This window comes from Mycolicibacter algericus DSM 45454 (genome assembly GCF_002086455.1).
Lineage (GTDB): Bacteria > Actinomycetota > Actinomycetes > Mycobacteriales > Mycobacteriaceae > Mycobacterium > Mycobacterium algericum.
This window is the reverse complement of the sequence record NZ_MVHC01000016.1, coordinates 23,680-44,327: the sequence shown is the minus strand read 5'-3', so window position 1 is coordinate 44,327 and position 20,648 is coordinate 23,680. Positions and strand designations below refer to the sequence as shown.

Annotated in this window: 16 protein-coding genes; 8 read left to right on the top strand and 8 right to left on the bottom strand. The window is 70.1% G+C overall.

What is annotated here, in order from left to right:
* Positions 1–2: 2 nt before the first annotated feature.
* The gene (locus BST10_RS14855; RefSeq protein ID WP_083038624.1) at positions 3–545 is read right to left on the bottom strand and encodes a DUF3558 domain-containing protein; all 543 of its coding nucleotides are present in this window, start codon (positions 543–545) and stop codon (positions 3–5) included.
* Entirely contained in the window at positions 542–1,039 is a 498-nt protein-coding gene (locus BST10_RS14850) for a DUF3558 domain-containing protein (protein WP_109559532.1), read from the bottom strand. Before BST10_RS14850 ends, BST10_RS14855 begins: the two co-directional genes overlap by 4 nt.
* A gap of 173 nt (positions 1,040–1,212) precedes the next feature.
* On the opposite strand from BST10_RS14850, the gene BST10_RS14845 reads away from it, so the two are divergent.
* The gene (locus BST10_RS14845) at positions 1,213–2,955 is read left to right on the top strand and encodes an ABC transporter ATP-binding protein (protein WP_083038622.1); all 1,743 of its coding nucleotides are present in this window, start codon (positions 1,213–1,215) and stop codon (positions 2,953–2,955) included.
* Positions 2,952–4,889: an ABC transporter ATP-binding protein gene (locus BST10_RS14840; protein ID WP_083038620.1), complete on the top strand. Its 1,938-nt coding sequence runs from the start codon at positions 2,952–2,954 to the stop codon at positions 4,887–4,889. Before BST10_RS14845 ends, BST10_RS14840 begins: the two co-directional genes overlap by 4 nt.
* A 172-nt stretch (positions 4,890–5,061) precedes the next feature.
* On the opposite strand, the gene BST10_RS14835 is transcribed toward BST10_RS14840, so the two are convergent.
* Together BST10_RS14835 and BST10_RS14830 are read right to left on the bottom strand one after the other, a co-directional pair.
* On the bottom strand, positions 5,062–6,090 hold the full coding sequence (locus tag BST10_RS14835) for an Acg family FMN-binding oxidoreductase (RefSeq protein WP_264079495.1): 1,029 nt from the start codon (positions 6,088–6,090) through the stop codon (positions 5,062–5,064).
* A 222-nt stretch (positions 6,091–6,312) separates the two neighbouring features.
* Positions 6,313–7,425 (bottom strand): adenylate/guanylate cyclase domain-containing protein, encoded by a 1,113-nt coding sequence (locus tag BST10_RS14830; protein WP_083038616.1) that lies wholly within the window; start codon positions 7,423–7,425, stop codon positions 6,313–6,315.
* A gap of 33 nt (positions 7,426–7,458) precedes the next feature.
* Between BST10_RS14830 and BST10_RS14825 the strand changes: the two genes are divergently transcribed.
* From BST10_RS14825 to BST10_RS23320, 4 genes are all read left to right on the top strand, one after another.
* The gene (locus BST10_RS14825) at positions 7,459–8,613 is read left to right on the top strand and encodes a MalY/PatB family protein (RefSeq protein WP_083038614.1); all 1,155 of its coding nucleotides are present in this window, start codon (positions 7,459–7,461) and stop codon (positions 8,611–8,613) included.
* A gap of 9 nt (positions 8,614–8,622) precedes the next feature.
* A complete protein-coding gene (locus BST10_RS14820; protein ID WP_083038612.1) occupies positions 8,623–9,069 on the top strand; it encodes an HIT family protein in 447 nt (148 codons plus the stop codon).
* Between the two features lie 3 nt (positions 9,070–9,072).
* The gene (locus BST10_RS14815) at positions 9,073–9,531 is read left to right on the top strand and encodes a nitroreductase family deazaflavin-dependent oxidoreductase (protein ID WP_083038610.1); all 459 of its coding nucleotides are present in this window, start codon (positions 9,073–9,075) and stop codon (positions 9,529–9,531) included.
* 132 nt (positions 9,532–9,663) lie between these two features.
* Positions 9,664–13,080: a PecA family PE domain-processing aspartic protease gene (locus BST10_RS23320; protein ID WP_163762302.1), complete on the top strand. Its 3,417-nt coding sequence runs from the start codon at positions 9,664–9,666 to the stop codon at positions 13,078–13,080.
* On the opposite strand, the gene BST10_RS14805 is transcribed toward BST10_RS23320, so the two are convergent.
* The 3 genes from BST10_RS14805 to BST10_RS14795 are packed head-to-tail and all read right to left on the bottom strand — an operon-like array spanning position 13,077 to position 15,871.
* Complete coding sequence (locus BST10_RS14805; protein WP_083038608.1) at positions 13,077–14,108, bottom strand: LLM class flavin-dependent oxidoreductase; 1,032 nt, start codon at positions 14,106–14,108, stop codon at positions 13,077–13,079. The two genes, BST10_RS23320 and BST10_RS14805, sit on opposite strands and share 4 nt — an antisense overlap.
* A 21-nt stretch (positions 14,109–14,129) precedes the next feature.
* Positions 14,130–14,948, bottom strand: coding sequence for a uracil-DNA glycosylase (locus BST10_RS14800; RefSeq protein ID WP_083038606.1), 819 nt, complete (start codon positions 14,946–14,948; stop codon positions 14,130–14,132).
* Positions 14,949–14,989: 41 nt separating this feature from the next.
* Complete coding sequence (locus BST10_RS14795) at positions 14,990–15,871, bottom strand: helix-turn-helix domain-containing protein (protein WP_083038604.1); 882 nt, start codon at positions 15,869–15,871, stop codon at positions 14,990–14,992.
* A gap of 172 nt (positions 15,872–16,043) precedes the next feature.
* Here BST10_RS14795 and BST10_RS14790 point away from each other — a divergent pair, with 172 nt between their 5' ends.
* Complete coding sequence (locus tag BST10_RS14790; RefSeq protein ID WP_083038602.1) at positions 16,044–18,002, top strand: hypothetical protein; 1,959 nt, start codon at positions 16,044–16,046, stop codon at positions 18,000–18,002.
* Positions 18,003–18,011: 9 nt separating this feature from the next.
* On the opposite strand, the gene BST10_RS14785 is transcribed toward BST10_RS14790, so the two are convergent.
* Complete coding sequence (locus tag BST10_RS14785) at positions 18,012–19,124, bottom strand: hypothetical protein (RefSeq protein ID WP_083038600.1); 1,113 nt, start codon at positions 19,122–19,124, stop codon at positions 18,012–18,014.
* 96 nt (positions 19,125–19,220) lie between these two features.
* Here BST10_RS14785 and BST10_RS14780 point away from each other — a divergent pair, with 96 nt between their 5' ends.
* Positions 19,221–20,582, top strand: coding sequence for an FAD-binding oxidoreductase (locus BST10_RS14780; protein WP_235673563.1), 1,362 nt, complete (start codon positions 19,221–19,223; stop codon positions 20,580–20,582).
* The last annotated feature ends 66 nt before the right edge of the window (positions 20,583–20,648 follow it).

Genomic DNA, 20,648 nt, shown 5'->3' with positions numbered 1-20,648 from the left:
TCCTACGAATTCGTCTGCAGCGTCAGTTCCATCAGCTTGATCGCCTGCTCGCACGCGTCGATGCCGGGCGCCTGCGGGTTCACCCACCAGCCGACCACGCCGGCAGCGTCACTGGCCACCCCGCAGGAACCGTTGGGATCAGCCGGGCGCATCACGATCGACGGCACCCCCACGATCGACTTGTTCTCGACCTGATACTGCAAGAACTCGGCGACCTTGCGCTCGTTGTCCAGACTGCCCTGCTCGAACCAGAACCGGGTGATGTCGATCAGCCCGGCCGGGTTGGCCGCCTGCCAACGGCAGATCGCGCCGACGAAGGTGCTCTGGATGTCCAGCGGGTCCGCCCCCACCGTCTTGGCCAGGATGTCGGTGGTCAGCACCTCGCACTCCTTGAGCAGGTTGGGGTACTGCCGTTCGGAGTTGTTGTTGCGCTGGGTGTCACCGGCGCCGGCCTTGACCGCGGTGCCGCCCACCTCACGGGAGCAGCCCGTCGGCGCGATCAGCAGCGCGAGCACGGCAAAAACGGTCAGGATCCGGCGGCTCATTTGGCGTTCGCAATCGACTGGCGGGTCAGTTCCTTGGCGACGTCGCACGGGTCCGGGAACGGTTTCTGGGCGAAACTGACCGACCACTCGATGAAGTCGTCCTTGAACTGAATCCCGATCTCACACAGGTTGTCGCCCATCGTCGGCGCGGTGCCGATCGCGATGAAACCGCTGTGGCCGTCGATGTTGATGTCCTCCACCGACGTGCGCGACACCTCCTCGGTCTTGCGTTCCCGCCCGATCGGGCTGCCGCGATACCAGGAGAAGGAGAAGTGCGGGCCCATGATGCCGCCGCGGGCCAGCCACTGGCAGCCCGCCGAGTTCTGCGCGGTGTTCACCAGCCCGGACACCCGGGTCAGGTTGGTGACGGTCTCGTCGCTGACGCCCCCGCACTGCGGGAACAACGGCCCGTGGGTGCTCTGATCGGAGTTCGACGCCGGCGACTCGCCGGAGGAGGCTTCGGTCGAGCCGGAGTCGGAACACCCGGCGAGCATCGGGATCACGGTAGCGACCGCCAAGGCCGGGACCGTCAGTTTGAGCCGCACACGATGCACTGTAGCGGCACCACCGGCCACCAACCACGACACACCGGGTGACCAGTCGGTTTGTGTCGCCGCGCGATCGTCGCTGCCGCGGCCGGTGCACCGCGGTGTGCGACAGTAACCCCATGCTTCTGGCGCTGCTGCGCTGCTATATCACGCCGTACCGGTGGCCGGTCGCGGCGGTGATGACGCTGCAGCTGATCAGCAGTCTGGCGTCGCTGTACCTGCCGACCGTCAACGCCTCGATCATCGACGACGGGGTGGTGCGCGGCGACACCGCCGTCATCACCCGGCTGGGCGCGGTGATGCTGGCGGTCACCGGCCTGCAGGTGCTGTGCGCGGTGGCGGCGGTCTACTTCGGTGCGCGCACCGGCACCGGCTTCGGCCGCGACCTGCGCCGCGCGGTGTTCACCCGGGTCATCGGGTTCTCCGAACGCGAGACCACCCGGTTCGGCACGCCGACACTGTTGACCCGCACCACCAACGACGTCCGCCAGATCCAGCTGGTGGTGCAGTTGAGCGTGACCGTGCTGGTCGCCGCGCCGATCATGAGCATCGGCGGGGTGGCGATGGCGCTGCACCAAGACGCCGGGCTGGCCTGGCTGCTGGCGGTGGCCGTGCCGGTGCTGGCCGGCGCCAACTACGCGATCGTGGTGCGGATGCTGCCGCTGTTTCGTCGCATGCAGATGCTGATCGACAACATCAACCGGGTGCTGCGCGACCAGCTCACCGGGATCCGGGTGATCCGGGCGTTCGCCCGCGAAGCCCACGAGCAGGACCGGTTCGCGGCCGCCAACCACGCCCTGTCGGACACCTCGCTGGCCGTCGGCAACCTGCAGGCGCTGATGCTGCCGGCCACCACGCTGATCATCAACGCCTCCAGCGTCGCGCTGATCTGGTTCGGCGGGCTGCGCATCGACGCTGGGCACATGCAGGTCGGCTCGCTGATCGCCTTCCTGTCCTATTTCATGCAGATCCTGATGGCGGTGCTGATGGCCACCATGGTGGTGGCGATCCTGCCGCGGGCCTCGGTGTGCGCCGAGCGGATCACCGAGGTGCTGTCCACCGAGCCGACGATCGGCCCGCCGGCGCACCCGGTGACACCGGCCGTCACCACCGGCGAGGTCCGGCTTTCCGGGGTGGGTTTCGCCTATCCCGGCGCCGACCGGGCGGTGCTGCGCGACGTGTCGTTTGATGCGTCGCCCGGGACCACCACCGCGATCGTCGGCTCCACCGGGTCGGGGAAATCCACGCTGGTGTCGCTGCTCTGCCGGCTGCGCGACGTCACCGAGGGCGCGGTGCTCATCGACGGCGTGGACGTGCGCGACCGCGACCCCGAACAGTTGTGGTCGGGCATCGGGCTGGTGCCCCAGCGCGGCTACCTGTTCTCCGGCACCGTCGCCGACAACCTGCGCTACGGCGCCCCGGCCGGCGCCGAGATCAGCGACGAGCAGCTGTGGGAGGCGTTGCGGGTGGCTGCCGCTGCTGACTTCGTGGCCGCCCACCGCGACGGCCTGGCGATGCCGGTGGCCCAGGGCGGCATCAACCTGTCCGGGGGGCAGCGGCAACGGCTGGCGATCGCCCGGGCGGTGATCCGCCGGCCCTCGATTTATCTGTTCGACGACGCGTTCTCCGCGCTGGACACCCGCACCGATGCCGCGGTGCGCGCCGCCCTCGGTGAGGTGGCTGCCGCGGCGACGGTGATCATCGTGGCGCAACGGATCTCGACGGTCACCCGCGCCGATCAGGTGATCGTCGTCGACGACGGGCGGGTCGTCGGGGCCGGAACCCACCAGCAGCTGCTGGCCGAGTGCCCGGCCTACGTCGAGCTCGCCGAATCCCAGTCACTGGCGGGTGAGCCGGCGTGACTCCCCCGGTGATCGATCCGGCCGCGCGGGCCGCCGATTTCTCGGTGACCGCGCTGCGGCTGGTGCGCCGGATGGGCCCGCAGCGCCGGTTGATCGCCGCGGTGATCGGTTTGTCGCTGGCCGGTATCGCGATCGGGGTGGCCGGACCGCGGATCCTCGGGCACGCCACCGACCTAATCTTCAACGGGGTGATCGGCCGCAGTCTGCCCGCGGACATGACCAAGCAGCAGGCCGTCGAGGCCGCTCGCGCCGCCGACAACGGCACCTACGCCGACATGCTGTCCGGGATGAACGTGGTGCCCGGCGCCGGCGTCGACTTCGCCGCGGTGGCACGCACCCTGGCACTGGCGATGGGACTGTATCTGGTTGGCGCGGTGATGATCTGGGCCCAGGCCCGGCTGCTCAACGTCATCCTGCAGCGCACGCTGCGCGCGTTGCGCCGCGACGTCGAGGACAAGATCCACCGACTGCCGTTGCGCTATTTCGACACTTCTCGTCGCGGTGAGCTGCTCAGCCGGGTCACCAACGACGTCGACAACACCGCCACCTCGGTGTCGATGACCGTCAGTCAACTGTTCAGCTCGGTGCTGACCGTGCTGGTGGTGCTGGCGATGATGGTGTCCATCTCGCCACTGCTGGCCGCGGTCACCTTGGTCGGGGTGCCGGTGTCGCTGCTGGCGGTGCGGGCGATCACCCGGCGCTCGCAACGACTGTTCGCCGCGCAGTGGGCCGCCACCGGGCGGCTGGGCGCCCACCTGGAGGAGACGTACAGCGGCTTCACGCTGGTGCGCACGTTCGGCCACCGCGACTGGGCGCAGCAGCGCTTCGATGAGCACAACGACGAGTTGTATCGGGCCGGGTTCGGCGCCCAGTTCTTCTCCGGTCTGGTGGCGCCGGCCACCGGGCTGGTCGGCAACCTCGGCTACGTCGCGGTCGCGGTGATCGGCGGCGTTCAGGTGGCCACCGGCCAGATCAGCCTGGGCAGCATCCAGGCGTTCATCGCCTACGTGCGCCAGTTCAACCAGCCGCTGGGCAACCTGGCGGGCATGTACAACACGCTGCTGTCCGGGGCGGCCAGCGCCGAGCGGGTGTTCGCGTTCCTCGACGAACCCGAAGAGGCCGCGTCCTCGGCGGTTCAGCGAGGCTCGACGGAGGAGAGGGGAAGCTGGGACCGCCGCATCAACACGTCGGCGCCGTTGTCGCTCAACGGTTCCGGTGGGCGGGTGGAGTTCCGTGACGTCGGCTTCGGCTACCGGCCCGGCGTTCCGGTGATCGAAGAGCTGTCACTGAGTATCGAGCCGGGTAGCACGGTGGCGATCGTCGGGCCGACCGGAGCCGGCAAGACCACCCTGGTCAACCTGCTGATGCGCTTCTACGATGTCGACCGCGGCCAGATCCTGATCGACGGGGTGGACATCGCCGGCGTGGATCGCAGCTCACTGCGCTCGGCGATCGGCATGGTGCTGCAGGACACCTGGCTGTTCACCGGCACCATCGCCGACAACATCGGCTACGGCCGCCCCGACGCCACCGAGGACGAGGTGCTCGCGGCCGCGCGCGCCGCCCACGTCGACGCCTTTGTGCGCACCCTGCCGAAGGGCTATGCCACTCGGGTCAGCGACGACGGCGCCGGCATCAGCGCCGGTGAGAAACAGCTGATCACCATCGCCCGGGCGTTTCTGGCCCGCCCGCAACTGCTGATCCTCGACGAGGCGACCAGCTCGGTGGACACCCGCACCGAACTGCTGATCCAGCGGGCGATGCGCGAACTACGCCGGGACCGCACGAGTTTCATCATCGCCCACCGGCTCTCCACGATCCGCGACGCCGATGTGATCCTGGTGATGCAGGCTGGCCGGATCGTCGAACAGGGCACGCATGCGGAGCTGCTGGCCCGCCGCGGGGCGTACTGGGCGATGACCGAGGGCGGTTGAGGATTCGGGTCAGATCCCCCATTGCTGACCAGTGGTCACCGGCGTAGATTCGAGCGCGAAGCAGGCCCGGTAATGACGATCCGAAGAGCTGGACTCGTGGGTGACATCCAGCCGCGCAGGAAGTGTAGACGCCCCACCGTGTCAAACCGGGCCTGCCCCATGTCTCCGGAGATCAGACCTTGACGTGCAGCACCTCGACGAGTGCACGTCGCGGTGTCGGCTCCGGCGCCTTCTCCAGCGCCGGTGCGCCGCCGATCCGGATCAAGACCTGCGGGAGGTCATCGCGACCGGCCACCCCGGCCAGCATGGCCCGCCCGGCCGGCACCTCGGTCACATGCGTCACCGGGCAGGTGGCCAAGCCGGCCATCGTGCATTCCAGCAGCACCGCCGAGAGCGCCTCGCCGCAGGCCAGCGTGTCGGACGGATTGTCGGTGGCCGTCGACAACAGCACGATCTTCGCGTGGTCATCGCCGACCTCAACACGACGCTCCCGATTCCGGGTGACCGGGAAGGCGCGTCCGATGTCGACCCGGTCGCTTTCGGCGGCCGACACCAGCGCGCTCTGCGGAATCCCATCCCGGACCTCGAACGGCGCCGTCCACCAGTTGATTTCGGCGTGATACGCCGCGTCGTACATGCGCAGCGCCTCGGAGAGCTGGGACACCTCGGCCAGCTTGGGGCGCACGTCGTCGCCGAGCACGCACAGCCGCACCGGATCGTCGACACTGTCACGCAGCACCGCCTCGAACGGCTCCCAGTTGCTCGGCGCCATAAACGGCAGCCGATCAGTGCGCCGTAGCAGGATCGCGTTGGCCCGATAGCGCTGCATATCGCTGACGCGCCCGCCGGGAGTGAACTCGATCGAGGCCAGGTGGTCCGGTTGCTGCGCATCCGGGAACCGCTGCACCTCAGCCGCGAACCCGGCGGCGGCCATCGCCACCCGCAGGTGGTCGAGCACCGCACCGCAGCTGATCAACGCCTCGCGCGCCGACCGATCGCCGTGCACCGCCCGGGACGGTTCCAAGAACAGCTCCAGTCGGCCGCGCTCGGCAACCCAACGCCACGGCTGGCTGTTGTGCAGCGACGGCGCCCGGCACGCCAGCCGCACCGCTTCGGTGAGAACCTCGAGATCGACCATCGTGTCCGGCATCAGCCACCTCCAACAGCTCCGTTGACCTCCAGGCTCCCAGGCCGGGTGCAGCCGCGACAGGGGCCGTTGGTCACCGGCCGGTCGGCTTTGGTCACGCAGCCCGCATCGCGCCGGCCCGTCGCCCCATTGCCCTGTCGCCCATTGGGACCATGTCGTCAGGTGCCCGGCTCATAGCGACAAATTGCGGGCGTTGTCGCTGAGAGGCGGGCAATTATCGTGCCCACTCCCGGCTGTGACAGATGTGACGACCCGGGCCTGGAGCAAGTGCCCACCTCAGGTCGCCTGAGCACGCCGGACCCGGAACACACTCACCTCGCCCTTGATGCCCTTGAGATGCCGCGCACCCGCGAACGACCAGCGGAACGCGTCGTCCTCGGCGAGCTCGGCCTGCACCGGCCCTGCGACCAGCACCGACCCCGGCCGCGCCACCCCGGTTACCCGGCTGGCCAGGTTCACCGGGCTGCCGAACCAGTCCCCGACCCGGCTCACCGCCTCCCCCGCGGCGATCCCGGCGCGCAGCCGCGGCAGGCTCTCATCGGCCGCGGCCGCTTCGACCAGCCGCAGCACCGCATCGATCAACGGCGCCGGCTCCGGGCAGACGAACATCACCGCGTCGCCGATGGTCTTGATGAACCGCACCGGCGGAACGGCGATCTCGCGCGCCAGCCCGGTGAGGCGCTCGGCGAGCTGGACCAGCTCCTCGGGCGGGACCATCTCGCCGAGCCGGGTGAAGCCCACCAGGTCGGCGAACGCGACGGTGATGTGCCGCGCCCCGGGCAAGGGTGCGCCCGCGGCGCGCTCCCCGGCGTTGACGGCGTCGGTGTCGAACTGATGGCGCAGCTGCATCAGCAACATGTCCTGCACGAACGGGCCCAGCAGCGGCGCCAACCGGCCCACCAACTCCTGGGAACGTTGCGCGATCTGCAGCTCGGTGGCGCCCGGCTCCACGATGGCCGCCAGCATCGCCGCACGCATCGGGTCGATGGCATGCGCCAGCCCGTCGGCCAGCACCCGCAGCGTCTGCAGGGCGTGCTCAACACCGATCCCGGCCTCGATGAATCGGCGCGCGTGCACCGCGATGTTGCCGTCGGCGCGCATCTGCACCGCCGCATCGGCGTCGTCCACCCAGGGCAGCCCGACCGCGCGCTGCAGGCGCTGCAGCAGCTCGAGGTCCACTCCGGCGGATTCGCTGATGTCACGCGCCGAGACGTAGCTGCCGTCGTCACCGATCAGTCGCCGCGACGCCAACAGCATCGGCGACGCGGAGACACGGATCTCCTCGGCGGTGATGCCCTGCCCCAGCAGCCATTCGATCAGTTCGGCGCGTTCGGCTCGTGCCACACCGTCGAGCCCGTCGAGCAATTCGTCGATCTGGGGATCAGCCACGCCCGCAAACGTATCTCCCGGCAGACTGTCGGTGTGGCTGAAGTCTTCGACTCCCTGACCGACGAGCTGCTGCGCGCCCGCAACACCATCAAGTGGAATCACTACGGTCCCGACGTGCTGCCGCTGTGGATCGCCGAGATGGATTTTCCGACCGCGCCGGCGGTGCTCGACGGGGTGCGGGCCTGCGTGTCCGACGAGGAGTTCGGTTATCCGGCGCTGGGCTCCGACGCCCTTCCGGTGGCCACCGCGCGCTGGTGCGAGCAGCGTTACGGCTGGGCCGTCCGGCCCGAGTGGGTGCGCACCGTGCCCGACGTGCTCAAGGGCATGGAAGTCGTCATCGCGTTTCTCACCCGCCCGGAGAGCCCGGTGGTGCTGCCGGTGCCGGCCTACATGCCGTTCTTCGACCTGCTGCAGGTCTCCGGACGGCAGCGGGTGGAAATCCCGATGCTGCAACAGGATTCCGGACGGTACGTGATCGACTTGGATGCGCTGGACGCCGCGTTCGCCGCCGGCGCCGGGTCGCTGATCCTCTGCAACCCGAACAATCCGCTGGGCACCGCGTTCACCGCCGCCGAGATCAGCGCGATCGTCGAGATCGCCGCCCGCCACGGCGCCAGGGTGATCACCGACGAGATCCACGCACCGCTGGTCTACGACGGCCGCCATGTGCCCGCCGCCTCGGTGTCCGAGGCCGCCGCCGACACCGTCGTCACGCTGATGTCGGCGTCCAAGGGCTGGAACCTGCCCGGCCTGATGTGCGCCCAGGTGATCATGTCCAACCAGCGTGACGTCGACGCGTGGCGCAAGATCAACATGCTGCACGTCATGGGCGCGGCCACCGTCGGTATCCGCGCCAATATCGCCGCCTACACCCACGGCGCCGATTGGCTCGACGGCCTGCTGGCCTACCTGCGGGTCAACCGCGACCACCTGAGCCGGGTGCTGCCCGCGGCGGTGCCGGGGCTGCGGGTCAACCGGCCCGAGGCCACCTACCTGGCCTGGGTGGACTTCCGGGAATTGGCGCTGCCCGCCGAGCCGGCCGACTATCTGCTGGCCAATGCGCGGGTGGCGTTGAGTCCCGGCATCCCGTTCGGGGCCGGTCCCGGCTTTGCGCGGCTGAACTTCGGCACCACCCGGGCGATCCTGGACCGCGCCATCGACGCGATGGCCGCCGCGCTGAACGGCTAACGTGGCGAGATGTCCTGCGTGTTCTGCGCCGTGGTCTCCGGCGACGCCCCGGCCGTGCGGATCTTCGAAGACGACGACTACCTGGCGTTCCTCGACATCCGGCCGTTCACCCGCGGCCACACCCTGGTGATTCCCAAACAGCATTTCGTGGACCTGACCGACACCCCGGCGGCCACGCTGGCCGGCATGCTCGCGGTCGGGCAGCGAGTTGCCCGGGCGGCTCGGGCCTCCGGGCTGCACGCCGATGGCAACAACCTGGCGATCAACGACGGCAAGGCGGCGTTTCAGAGCGTGTTCCACATCCACCTGCACGTGGTGCCGCGCCGCGGTGTCGGTCTAGGCGACAAGCTGTCCTTCGCCAAGGGCATGCTGGTGCGCCGAGACCCCGACCGCGAGCGCACCGGGGAGCTGTTGCGCGCGGCGGTGGCACGGTTGGACGCTGCTGCGCCAGACTGAGTCATGGACATCTCCCGCTGGGTCGAAGACCAACTCGGGGTGCGACTGCTGCGCCTGCACGACAAGCTGTATCAGGGCAGCAACGGACGGATCGGGCACCGGTTTCCCGGCGTGCCGCCCAGCCTGCTGCTGCACACCGTCGGCGCCAAGACCGGCCAGACCCGCACCAATTCACTGACCTACGCCCGAGACGGGGACACCTACCTGATCGTGGCGTCGATGGGCGGGGCGCCGCGCTCCCCCGGCTGGTACCACAACCTCAAGGCGCATCCGGACGTCGAGATCAACGTCGGGCCGCGGCGCTTCGCCGTCACCGCGCGGCCGGTACTGCCCGACGACCCGGACTATGCCCGGCTGTGGCAGATCGTCAACGCCAACAACGCCCACCGTTACGAGGCCTACCAACGGCGAACCACCCGCCCGATCCCGGTCGTGGTCCTGACACCCGTCCCGTCCACTTAACCGCCCGCAATTCTGCCGTCGGAACCCACTTGTCCGTTGTTAAGTCCTTCCTTAGGTAGTACTTTGACTGGACCACGCGGTGGTGCGTGGGCCTCCGGGCAGGCTTCGCCCTCGATCTAGGCAAGGTGGGCGATGCGCCGACGTAATTCGCAGCCAAGTCACCGGCGCCGGACTCGCACCGCGATCGGCGCCGTGCTCGCGGCCGGGGCCATCGGTGGGTCGTTCGGGCTCGGCCCCCTCAGTGCGGCACCGTCGGCACACGCCGACGCCGACCTGGACTGGCTCATCGACCTGTTCACCCCGGGGGTGGCCGCCGACTCCGACCCGCTGGACTCCGCGGCGTGGTTCGACCAACTCTTCTACGACCCGCTGCATGCGTCCATCCAGGCCTGGATCACCAGCCCCTTCGGCGAACAGATCAACGACGGCATCAACCAGATGCTCGGGTCCTACGTGATCGGCAACGGCGTCGACGGGACGGCGGAGAACCCCCACGGCGGCGCCGGCGGCCTGTGGTTCGGCGACGGCGGCGACGGCTACGACCAGAGCGCCGCCGGGGTGGCCGGCGGCAACGGCGGGGCGGCCGGCATGTTCGGCGACGGTGGGGCCGGCGGTGACGGCGGCGCCGGTGCCGCCGGGGGCATCGGTGGCGCCGGCGGGTCGATCATGGGCAACGGCGGCGCCGGCGGCGACGGCGGGATCGGTATCAACGGCGGTGTCGGCGGGGCCGGCGGAGCCGGCGGTGACGCGATCGCCTGGTGGTTCGGCAACGGCGGGGCCGGCGGCAACGGCGGGATCGGGGCCACCGGGGTGGCCGGGACAGCGGGCTTCGTCGGCGGCGCCGGCGGCCTGGGCGGTGTCGGCGGTGCGGGCGGCTCCAGCTTGTCGGCCCAGTACGGCGACGGCGGCCGCGGCGGAACCGGCGGCACCGGCGGTACCGGTGGGGCAGGCGGGTCGGGGTCGACCGGGGCCGACGCGACCGTCGCGGGCGGCGCCGGCGGCAACGGCGGCAACGGCATGGCCGGCGGTAACGGCGGCACGGGCGGCAACGGCGGCGCGGGCGGCACCTCAGCACACGGCACCGCCGGCCTGCAGGGGGCCGGCGGCAACGGCGGAACCGGCGGCGCCGGCGGCAATCCCGGCGACGGCGGGGCCGGCGGCCACGGCGACGCGAGCAATCCCGACGGCGGTCGCGGCGGCAACGGTGGCCTCATCGGCGCCGGCGGCCACGGCGGCGACGGCGGCACGGGCTCCACCCAGGGACTCAGCGGGGCCGCCGGGGCGGCGCCCACCGGGCGCGCCGGAGACGGCGGCGCCGGCGGCAACGGCTACGACGCGGCATCCGACCCGAACGCCCTGCCCGGTGCCAACGGCGGCAACGGCGGCGACGGCGGAACCGGCAGTCTGCACGGCAACGGTGGCGCCGGCGGGGCCGGCGGCAACGGCGCGAACGGCGCGAACGGCGTCGCCGCTATCAACGACGGCAATGCCGGTGACGGTGGCAACGGTGGGGCCGGCGGCAACGGCGGCAACTCGCTGGGCGACGGCAACGGCGGCGCGGGCGGGGCCGGCGGCACGGCCGGTGACGGTGGCCGCGGTCTGGACCAATCCCAGCTCCCCCCCAGCGCCACGCTGCCCGGCAGCGGTGGCAACGGTGGGGCCGGTGGGGCCGGTGGGGCCGGCGGCAGCAGTGTCAGCGCGCATGGCGCCGGCACCGGCAACGGCGGCGCCGGCGGCGCGGGCGGGGCCGGCGGCAACGGCGGCGGCAACGGCATCGCCACCCTGGACGTCGCCAACAACGTCCAGTACGGCAGCGGCGGCGACGGCGGGGCAGGCGGCGTGGGCGGCAATGGCGGACTCGGCGACGACGGCGCCTCCGGCGGTGGTACCGGCTTCGATGGCGGCCACGGCGGTGCCGGCGGTTCCGGTGGCGCGGGCGGCTCGTCCTACCAGGGCAACGCCGCCCTGGGCGAGCACGGCCGGTTCGGCACCAACGGTGACGGCGGTGCCGGCGGCGGTGGCGGGACCGGCGGTGGCGGCGGCAGCGGCGGCGTCGGGGTGGCCAGTTCGGGTGGCACCGGTGGCACCGGCGGCAACGGCGGGGCGGCCGGCGACGGCGGCTCGCCCGGGTCGGGCTCCTTCGCCCAGCCCGGAATCAACCGGGCACCGGTCGGGATCGGCGGTGCCGGCGGCAACGGTGGAGCGGCCGGAGCCGGCGGGACCGGCGGCGTCGGCGATGCCGGGTTCAACGGCGGCAGCGGCGGCAACGGCGGAGTGGGCGGTGCCGGGGCGCACGGCGGGGACGCCACCGGCGACTTCTACTCGCAGGGGTCCAGCGGTGGCGACGGCGGCGACGGCGGGGCGGGCGGCAATGCCGGTTCCGGCGGGGCCGGTGGCTCGGGTGCCCTCGCGGGCGCCGGCGGCAATGCCGGCGCGGGCGGCGACGGCGGCAACGGCGGTCACGGCGGCGACACCACGCTGGCCTCCACCAACGTGCACGGTGGAGCGGCCGGTGACGGCGGCGCCGGTGGAGCCGCGGGCAGTGTGGCCGCCGGTGGGGCCGGCGCCGCGGGAGGCGATGGCGGCAACGGCGGTACCGGAGGCGACGGCGGACCGGTCGGCAGCAACGGGGCCAACGGTGCCGGGGGCAGCGGCGGCGCCGGCTCGGGCAGCGCGTCCGACGGGATCGCTGGCGGGCCCGACGGCCCGGTCAACGCGACCATTCCGCTGTATCTGCAAAGCGGCGGGATCAGCCCGATCGTCTACATCTCGATCAACGGCGGGCCGCCGGTGCCGGTCCAGATCGACACCGGTTCCACCGGGTTGACGATCCTGGGCAGCAGTCAGGGCCTGGGCGACTCGGTCTTCGCCGGCAGCGCAAGCTACGCCGGCCTGGGCGGTCAGTCCTACAGCTACACCACCTACGACACCACGGTCGGGTTCTGCGACAAGGCGGGCACCTGCTTCGAGGATCTGGTCACCGATCCCACCGCGGTCAATATCGTCGACCCGTCGTCCACGGCGCTGATGACGCAGTACTTCAACCAGTACAACATCGTCGGGGTGCTGGGCATCGGGCCGAACAACGGTTTCTCCGGCACCTCGACGATCATCTCGGCGCTGCCGGGCGCACTGAACCAGGGTGTGCTCATCGACGCCACCCGCGGCGAGGTGGTGTTCGGCCCCAACCCGCTGGACCCGGAACTGTCGGTACCCGGTTCACCGTTCGTCGACACCATGGTGTCGATCAACGGCGGTGTGCCGCAGCCGGTTTCCACGTCGATCGACTCCGGCGGCATGTTCGGCAGTGTCCCGCAGTGGCTGATTCCCAGTGCCGGCATCGGCTCGCAGCTGCCGGTCGGTACCGAGATCTCGGTGTACACCGCCGACGGCCAGACCCTGCTGTACTCCTACACGACCACCTCGTCCAACAGCCCGTGGGTGTGGTCGAACTCCTCGATGAACAGCGGCTACTTCCCGTTCTCGGAGAACCCGATCTACATCGACTACCGGCCCAGCGGTTTCGGGACGACGATCTTCAGCGGCTAGAACAGCTCTTTGGCGAGCAGTTCGCACGTCTGCTCGCGCCCGGGCGCGGTGGCCGGGTCGGTGCCGCGCCGCGCCGAGGCCACCGGGTTGACCATCACCTCGTCGACGTCGAAGTGTGCGGCCAGCGCCTTGAGCTGATCGGCCGCCTCGGCGGGTGCGCCCACCACCGCGCGCCGCAGTCCGCCGTCGACGATGCGCTGTTCGGCGTCGGAGATGCGCGCGGCCTGCGCATCCTCGACCAAATCGACCGCCCCCAGCGGCCGACCGGTGCGCAACCGGGCCATCATCTGCAGGTTGGGCAGCATCAATGCCGTTGCCTCGTCGTAGGTTTCGGCAACCGCGGCGTTCACGGTCAGGAAGGTCGTCGGCTCGGGGCACATCTCACTGGCGGTGAAATGCTCCCGGTAATAGGCCAGCGCCTCCTCGGTGCCGTGGCCGGAGAAGTGGTGGGCGAACACGTACGGCAGGCCCTTGGCCGCGGCCAGCCGCGCCGAATACATGCTGGAGCCCAACAGCCACAGCCGCGGCTCGCTCGTGGCGGCCGGGGTGGCCTTGAGCAGGTAGTCGCCGTCGCGCAGTTGGACCTGCACGCCGCGGCTGCTCATCATCGCCCGCACCTGGTCGAGATAGTCGGGGAAGTTCGCGATGTCTTCGTCGCCCCGGCCGGAGCGCAGCATGAACGAGGTGACCGGATCCGAGCCGGGCGCCCGCCCGATGCCCAGGTCGACACGGCCGGGCGCGGCGGCCTCGAGCAGCGCGAACTGCTCGGCGACGGCCAACGGGGCGTGATTGGGCAGCATCACCCCGCCCGAGCCCAGCCGCACCCGTGCGGTCTGCGCGGCCAGGTAGGCCAGCAACACCGGTGGGCTGGTGGCGCCGACCGAGGGCATGTTGTGGTGCTCGGCCACCCAGTAGCGGGTGAAACCGAGCCGGTCGGCGGCCTGGGCCAGTCGCACCGTGGCGGCCAGCGCGTCGGCGGTGGACTGGTCGGTGCGGACGGGGACGAGGTCAAGAACGGATAGGCGCACGTTGATAGTCAACGCGGCGGTTCAGCCGGATAGTCCCGCCAGCTCAGCGGCCCGCCCGAAGATGTCGTCGAGCATCGCCGGGGTGAGCCTGCCGGTGAACATGTTCTGCTGGCTGGGGTGATAGCAGCCCAGCAACCGCAGCGTCGGGCTGAGTTCGGCCAGGGCGCCGTGACCGAACTTCGGTTTGGGTTTGGGCGGCTGGTCGGTGGCCACCCGCAGCGCTATCTGCCAGGCGAAGCCGCCCAGCGCGACCATCACCCGCACATGCGGGGCGATCAGCCGCCATTCGGCGTCGATCCACGGCGCGCAGGTGTTGCGCTCGACCGTCGTCGGTGAGTTGTCCGGCGGGGCGCAGCGTACCGGGGCGATGATCCGGATCTTGTTGGCCTGCAGGCCGTCGGCGGCATCGACGCTGGTCGGCTGGTTGACCAGCCCGGCACGGTGCAATGCGGCGTAGAGCTGGTCACCGGAGCGGTCGCCGGTGAACATCCGCCCGGTGCGGTTCGCGCCGTTGGCGGCCGGCGCCAGCCCGACGATGACGAGCTGCGGTGTCGGTGACCCCCAGCCGGGCACCGGGCGTCCCCAATAGGGTTGGTCGGCAAACGATTTCCGCTTGGTTGCGGCCACCTCTTCGCGCCAGCTCACCAGCCGCGGGCAGGCCCGGCACACACTGATCAGCGCATCCAATTCGGCGATCGTCTCGGTTTGGCCGGCCAGCCGGGCCACCCGCGCGGCGTCGGCGGCTTGCGGGGTTTCCGGGGTGGCCGGGTCGCCGGGCCAGCCGGTACCCGCAGGCACCGGGGAGTCGAAGAGCTGACCGGTGCGCGGGTGGGCGAGCATGACACCATCCTGCCGCCGACCGATCGGCCACGAGAAGCGGGTCAAGAAGACAGCTGTTGGGCGGTCGCCCGGATCTCGCGGATGTAGCGGTCCCGGTCGGCTGCGCTCACGTCCCGCCGCAGCGGCCCCAACTGCAATTCGTAGGTCGCCTCGCCGTTGTCGAAGACCGGCGCCGCCAGATAGCTCACCGACAGCGGCTCGGCCGTCGCCAGTTGTGTTGCGGTGTAAGGGTTCCCGTTAACGCCGGTGAGCAGCTCGAAGACCCGCTGGCGCAGCGCCGCGCGACGGGGATGCTCGTCGAGCAGATCCACCACCTCGGCCAGCACATCCAGCGCCGCCAGTCCCGGACCACCCAGGCCGAACACCACGACGCCGTTGCTTCGCACCTGCGCCAGCACGTCGTCGAGCACGTCGCGGCCGACCCCGTGCGCCGACTCCAGCCACGCCTGCTGCGCCGACGCATCCCGGTGGGCGACCACGGTGGCGCCGACCGGGGCGATCAGCGGCAACCGGACCCCGACACCGACGCCGGCCGGGATACGGCCGCGGCCACGCACCAACGTCAGGAAACTCAACTCCGCAGGCCCCACCAGGGCCAGCCCCGCGCCGCACCCGGCCCGCTCGGCCAGTTGCTCGATCACGTGCGTGCTCTCGGTCGACAACGGCCACAGCCGCCGGACGGTGTCGGCGACGCCGATCAGCCCCGGCCCCAGGGTGTAGCTACGGTCGGCCCGGCGGACCGCCCAACCCGCCTGCTCGAGCGCCAGCAGGATCGACGTCACCGTGGCACGGTTCAATTCCAGCCGCGAGGCGATCGACGCGATCGAACTGGGTTGCGACTGAGCGGCCAATAACCCGACGACGGCGACGACCCGATCAGTGGGAGGAGAACCTCCCCGCTTCTCGTCGTCTCGCCCGCCCATCGCCCTCCTTAGCTCTCCGGCATATGCCCGGGTCTGCGGGGAATCACCGATGGTACGGCGTCGGATCGACCCCTTGCGCTGACGCCCACCCAGCGGTAGCGTCCCGTCTCATCCTATTTTCAGTTGTCATTCAAATGACAAATATTTGTCATTGGGGCGCAGAGGAGTCGCCGTGGCCACCGGACAAGGTAAGAAACGCAGCCAGGCGCTCTATGCGGCCGGAGTCGCGATGGCCGTGGCGGGCGGTGGTCTGGCGATCACGATGCAGCCCACCCGCCCGGCACAGCCGCGGCCGGTGGCGCTGACGGCGGTGTCGGCGGAGGTCCAGCAGGCGATCGATGCGCTGCTGGACGTGATGAAGCAGGCGGCGGCCGACGACGCGGCACTGCCGTTTGCGACCCCGGACGGCGTCGCGTCGCTGATGACGAGTCTGCAGAACACCAATTACGAACTGCTGATGTCCGGGGTTTCACGGGTCACCGAGTTGTTCGACGGATGGTTCTTCCAATCCCCGGAGGTGATCGCCGGCGACGCCGCCAGCCCGCGGCAGTACTTCCAGTTCTTCACCCCGGACATCTATTACCACGTGACCGCCGGCTTGGCCCCGGGCGCGACCTATGAGCTCACCGGCACCCTCGGTGGCGGAACCGAGGCGTTCGCCATCGCCACCGAGCAGATCACCGGTTCCCAGGCCGTCAGCAAGGAGAGCTTGGAACTCGGCCACGATCTGGTGGTCAACCCCGACGGCACCTTCACCGTCTATATCGGCCCGGAGGCGCCCAGCGGCGCGGTCAACTTCATCGACGACGACAGCGCCACCATCCAGGGGGCGGCTTCGCTGTTGATCCGGGACATGCTGGGCGACTGGGCGAAAGGGCCCAGCGACGTCAGCATCCACTGCGTGGCCGACTGCCCACCGTTCTTCGCCATCCCCGAAGGCGGCTTCTTCCCCAGCGACGACACGGTGGCGCCACCGAAGATCACCTCGATCGACGACGCACTGACCACGCTGTTCAGCGCCTTCGCCAAGATCGCCGGGCCGTTCAACACTCAGAACATGGGACTGGCCCAGATCGCCGGGATCCAACAGCCCGCCAACACCATGAGCCCGCTGACCACCGAGACCAGCCTGTTCGCCACCGGTCTGCCCAGTGCTGATGTGTCCGCGGGAAATTTCGACCTGGAGCCCGGCCAAGCCTTGATCGTCAAAGTGCCGGACGTGGAGGCCGCCTACAAAGGCATCGAGCTGATGAACGTCTACGGCGCGGCCTTGCCGTTCACACTGGCGCAGACCACGTTGAACAACACCACGGCATTTCACTCCGCCGACGGCTACACCTACTACGTGGTCAGCGCCACCAACCCCGGTGTGGCGAACTGGCTGGACACCGGCGGCATCCCCAACGGCGAGATCTTCGCCCGGTTCGAAAACCTCCCCGACGGAACCGACCCGACCGGTACGGAGGTGACCACGCAGGTGGTGCCGGTGGCCGATGTGGCCCAATACCTGCCCGACGACACCCCGACCGTCAGCGCAGCCGAATACGCCGCCGACATGACCCAGCGGGTGCTGTCGTATGACTACGCCCTGGACGTGTCCCGGATGAGCGCCCAACCCAGCTGGCTGATACAGCAATTGCTGTTCTCCGGGCTCAAGGGGCTCATCGGTGACGACAATTTCGCGGCGGTGTTCGGCGCGGAGCCGGAAACGCCGCTGGAGCTGCGATTCACTGACGCGCTGAGCCCGGATTGGGACGCGGTGTGGCACGGCATCGCAGCCGACCCGTTCGGCAGCCTGACCGCGGTGGTCGACAACCTGCCGCTGCTGTGGAGTGACATCAGCCTGCCGTTCCAGCTGGCGGCGGCGCAATCCGTGCTGTCGCTGCTGTTGCCCGGCACGGCCGGCTCGCTGCTGAATGACGCACTGCTGGACCCCAACAGCGGCATCGTCGCGGGACTGCTCAATGCCCGCGACGACCTGGCCACCGTGATCCTGACCGCCAACGACGCCTGGCCGACGGAGGTCGGTGAGACCGCCGCCCAGCAGTGGGCGAACATGTCCGAGCTGGTCGAGCAGACCGCCCCCACCGACCTGGGCTCGTTGTTCGCCTCGCTGTTCGACGCCGGCTGAGCACGCCCGTCACAGCTCGACGGTGTTGGCCCCGGGATTCGGCGTGGCTCCATAGAAGGTCATCGCCCCGCCGTCGGTATTGGAGATGTACACCGGGTTGTGCAGGAACGCGGCGTTGCCGGTGTTGACCACGCCGTCGATGTTCACCAGCATCTTCATCAGCCAGTTCGGCATGACCGTCATGGCGGAATCCTGCGTGACGTAGGAGTAGAGCAGCGTGCCGTCCGGCGCGTACACCGAGACCGGTAGCCCGCCCGGGACGAAACCGATCTCGAACTGCTCCAGCAGCCGGAACACATCGGGGTCCGGCGGCGGGTTCTCCGCGAGCAAATAGTCCATAAACGCGTCCGAGGTCACCCAGCCGCCCTTGCCACCGCTGTCGAAGACCGCTCCGGTCTCCACTAACGGCCCGTCGCCGAACTGGATCTTGATGGGGTCCAGGTCGCGCGGAGCACCGGGGAACGGCGCACCCTGGATGGTCGTGATCGGGCTCATTCCGTCCACGGTGTCGGGTTGTGCGCCGAAGACCAGACGCCCGCCGGGCTCGTCGATCAACACTCCCTGGCCGAGCTCACCGGGCAGGTCCGCGGTCACCAGGTGACTGCCACCGGCGTTGGGGCCGATGCCCAGAATGCCGTCCACGGGCGCACCGGCTTGCGCCTGGGCGTCGATGGCCGAGAACGGGAAACTGAACAGCAGTCCGTTGACGATGGTGTGCTCGGCGACGATGCCGTTGCCGAAATCGACCGAGGTGGGGATGTCCAGCCCGACGGTGAAGCCGGCCGGGAACGCCCCGAAGTTGATGTCGTCGAAGCTGAAGTGCTGCAGCTCGTTGAGGATGTCCTGCCAGGGCACGTCCCAGATCGAGACCACCAGCCCCCGCGAGCCGGTGTCGAGCGCGACCGAAATCGCTTCTCCCCCACCGATGGAGAGGTCGATGGTGGGCTGGCCGAATCCGTCACCGGCGACGGTCAGCGGAACCGAGGCGGCGTCGGCGACACTGTCGATCAGGTCGTCGATCTCAGCCCGGGCAGCCGTGGCGCCGGCCAGCGCGCCCAGGGGCAGCGTCACCGCCAGGCCCGCCAGTGCCGCCCTGCCGATCGTGTCTCTCAGGTTAAACACAGGAAAAGCTTAGTGGCAGCAGGGAAGCGGGTCAATGTCGGAAAAAGCGCGCTTTCTCGGATCGGCTGCCGGCTGCCGCTCCGTAGGATGACCCGCGTGGATGCCCTGGCCCAGCTGATCGCCGACCTGCCCGACGGGACGGTGGTGACCGATCCGACGATCACCGCGGGCTACCGGCAGGACAACGCCTTGGATCCGTTGGCCGGCACGCCGCTGGCCGTGGTGCGCCCGCTGCGCACCGAGGAAGTGCAGACGGTCATGCGGTGGGCCGCCGAGCACCGGGTTCCGGTGGTGACCCGGGGTGCGGGCACCGGTCTGTCCGGCGGTGCCACCGCCGTCGACGGCGGGATCGTGTTGTGCACCGAGAAGATGCGCGACATCACCGTCGACCCCGTCACCCGCACCGCGGTCTGCCAGCCGGGCCTGTTCAACGCCGAGGTGAAGAAAGCCGTTGCCGAACACGGGCTGTGGTATCCCCCGGACCCGTCGTCGTTCGAGATCTGCAGCATCGGCGGCAACATCGCCACCAACGCCGGCGGGTTGTGCTGCGTCAAGTACGGCGTCACCACCGACTACGTGCTGGGCCTGCAGGTGGTGCTGGCCGACGGCACGGCGGTGCGACTGGGCGGGCCGCGCCTGAAAGACGTCGCCGGGCTGTCGCTGACCAAACTGTTCGTCGGCAGCGAGGGCACCCTCGGGGTGATCACCGAGGTGACCCTGCGGCTGCTGCCGGCCCAGCCCAATTCCGCGGTGGTGGTGGCCACGTTCGACTCGGTGGCCGCGGCGGCCGACGCGGTGCTGGATGTCTCCGGGCGATTGCGCCCGTCGATGCTGGAGTTCATGGACCGCGCGGCCATCAATGCCGTCGAGGACCAGCTGCGCATGGGGCTGGACCGCGACGCCGCCGCCATGCTGGTGGCCGGCTCCGACGAACGAGGCCACGCCGGCGCGGAGGATATCGAGCTGATGGCCCGGGTGTTCTCCGAACACGGCGCCAAGGAGGTGTTCTCCACCGACGACCCGGTCGAGGCCGAGGGTTTCATCGCGGCCCGGCGGTTCTGCATCCCGGCGGTGGAGGCGAAGGGGCCGTTGTTGCTTGAGGACGTCGGGGTGCCGCTGCCCAGGCTGGCGGAACTGATCACCGGCATCGAGCAGATCGCCGAGGACCGCCGCTTGATGATCTCGGTGATCGCCCACGCCGGCGACGGCAACACCCACCCGCTGATCGTCCACGACCCGAACGACCCCGACCACGTGCAGCGCGCCGAAGCCGCCTACGGCGAGATCATGGATCTGGCGCTGTCGCTGGGCGGCACCATCACCGGGGAGCACGGTGTCGGGCGGCTGAAGCGGCCGTGGCTGGCCCAGCAGCTGGGCCCGGACGCGATGGCACTCAACCAACGGGTCAAGGCGGCGCTGGATCCGCTGAACATCCTCAATCCCGGCTCGGGGATCTGATCCCTCGGGAATTTCTGCGGTCAGCGTGCGCAAACCCGGGAATCTGCCCGGCGTGTCGACCGGGGA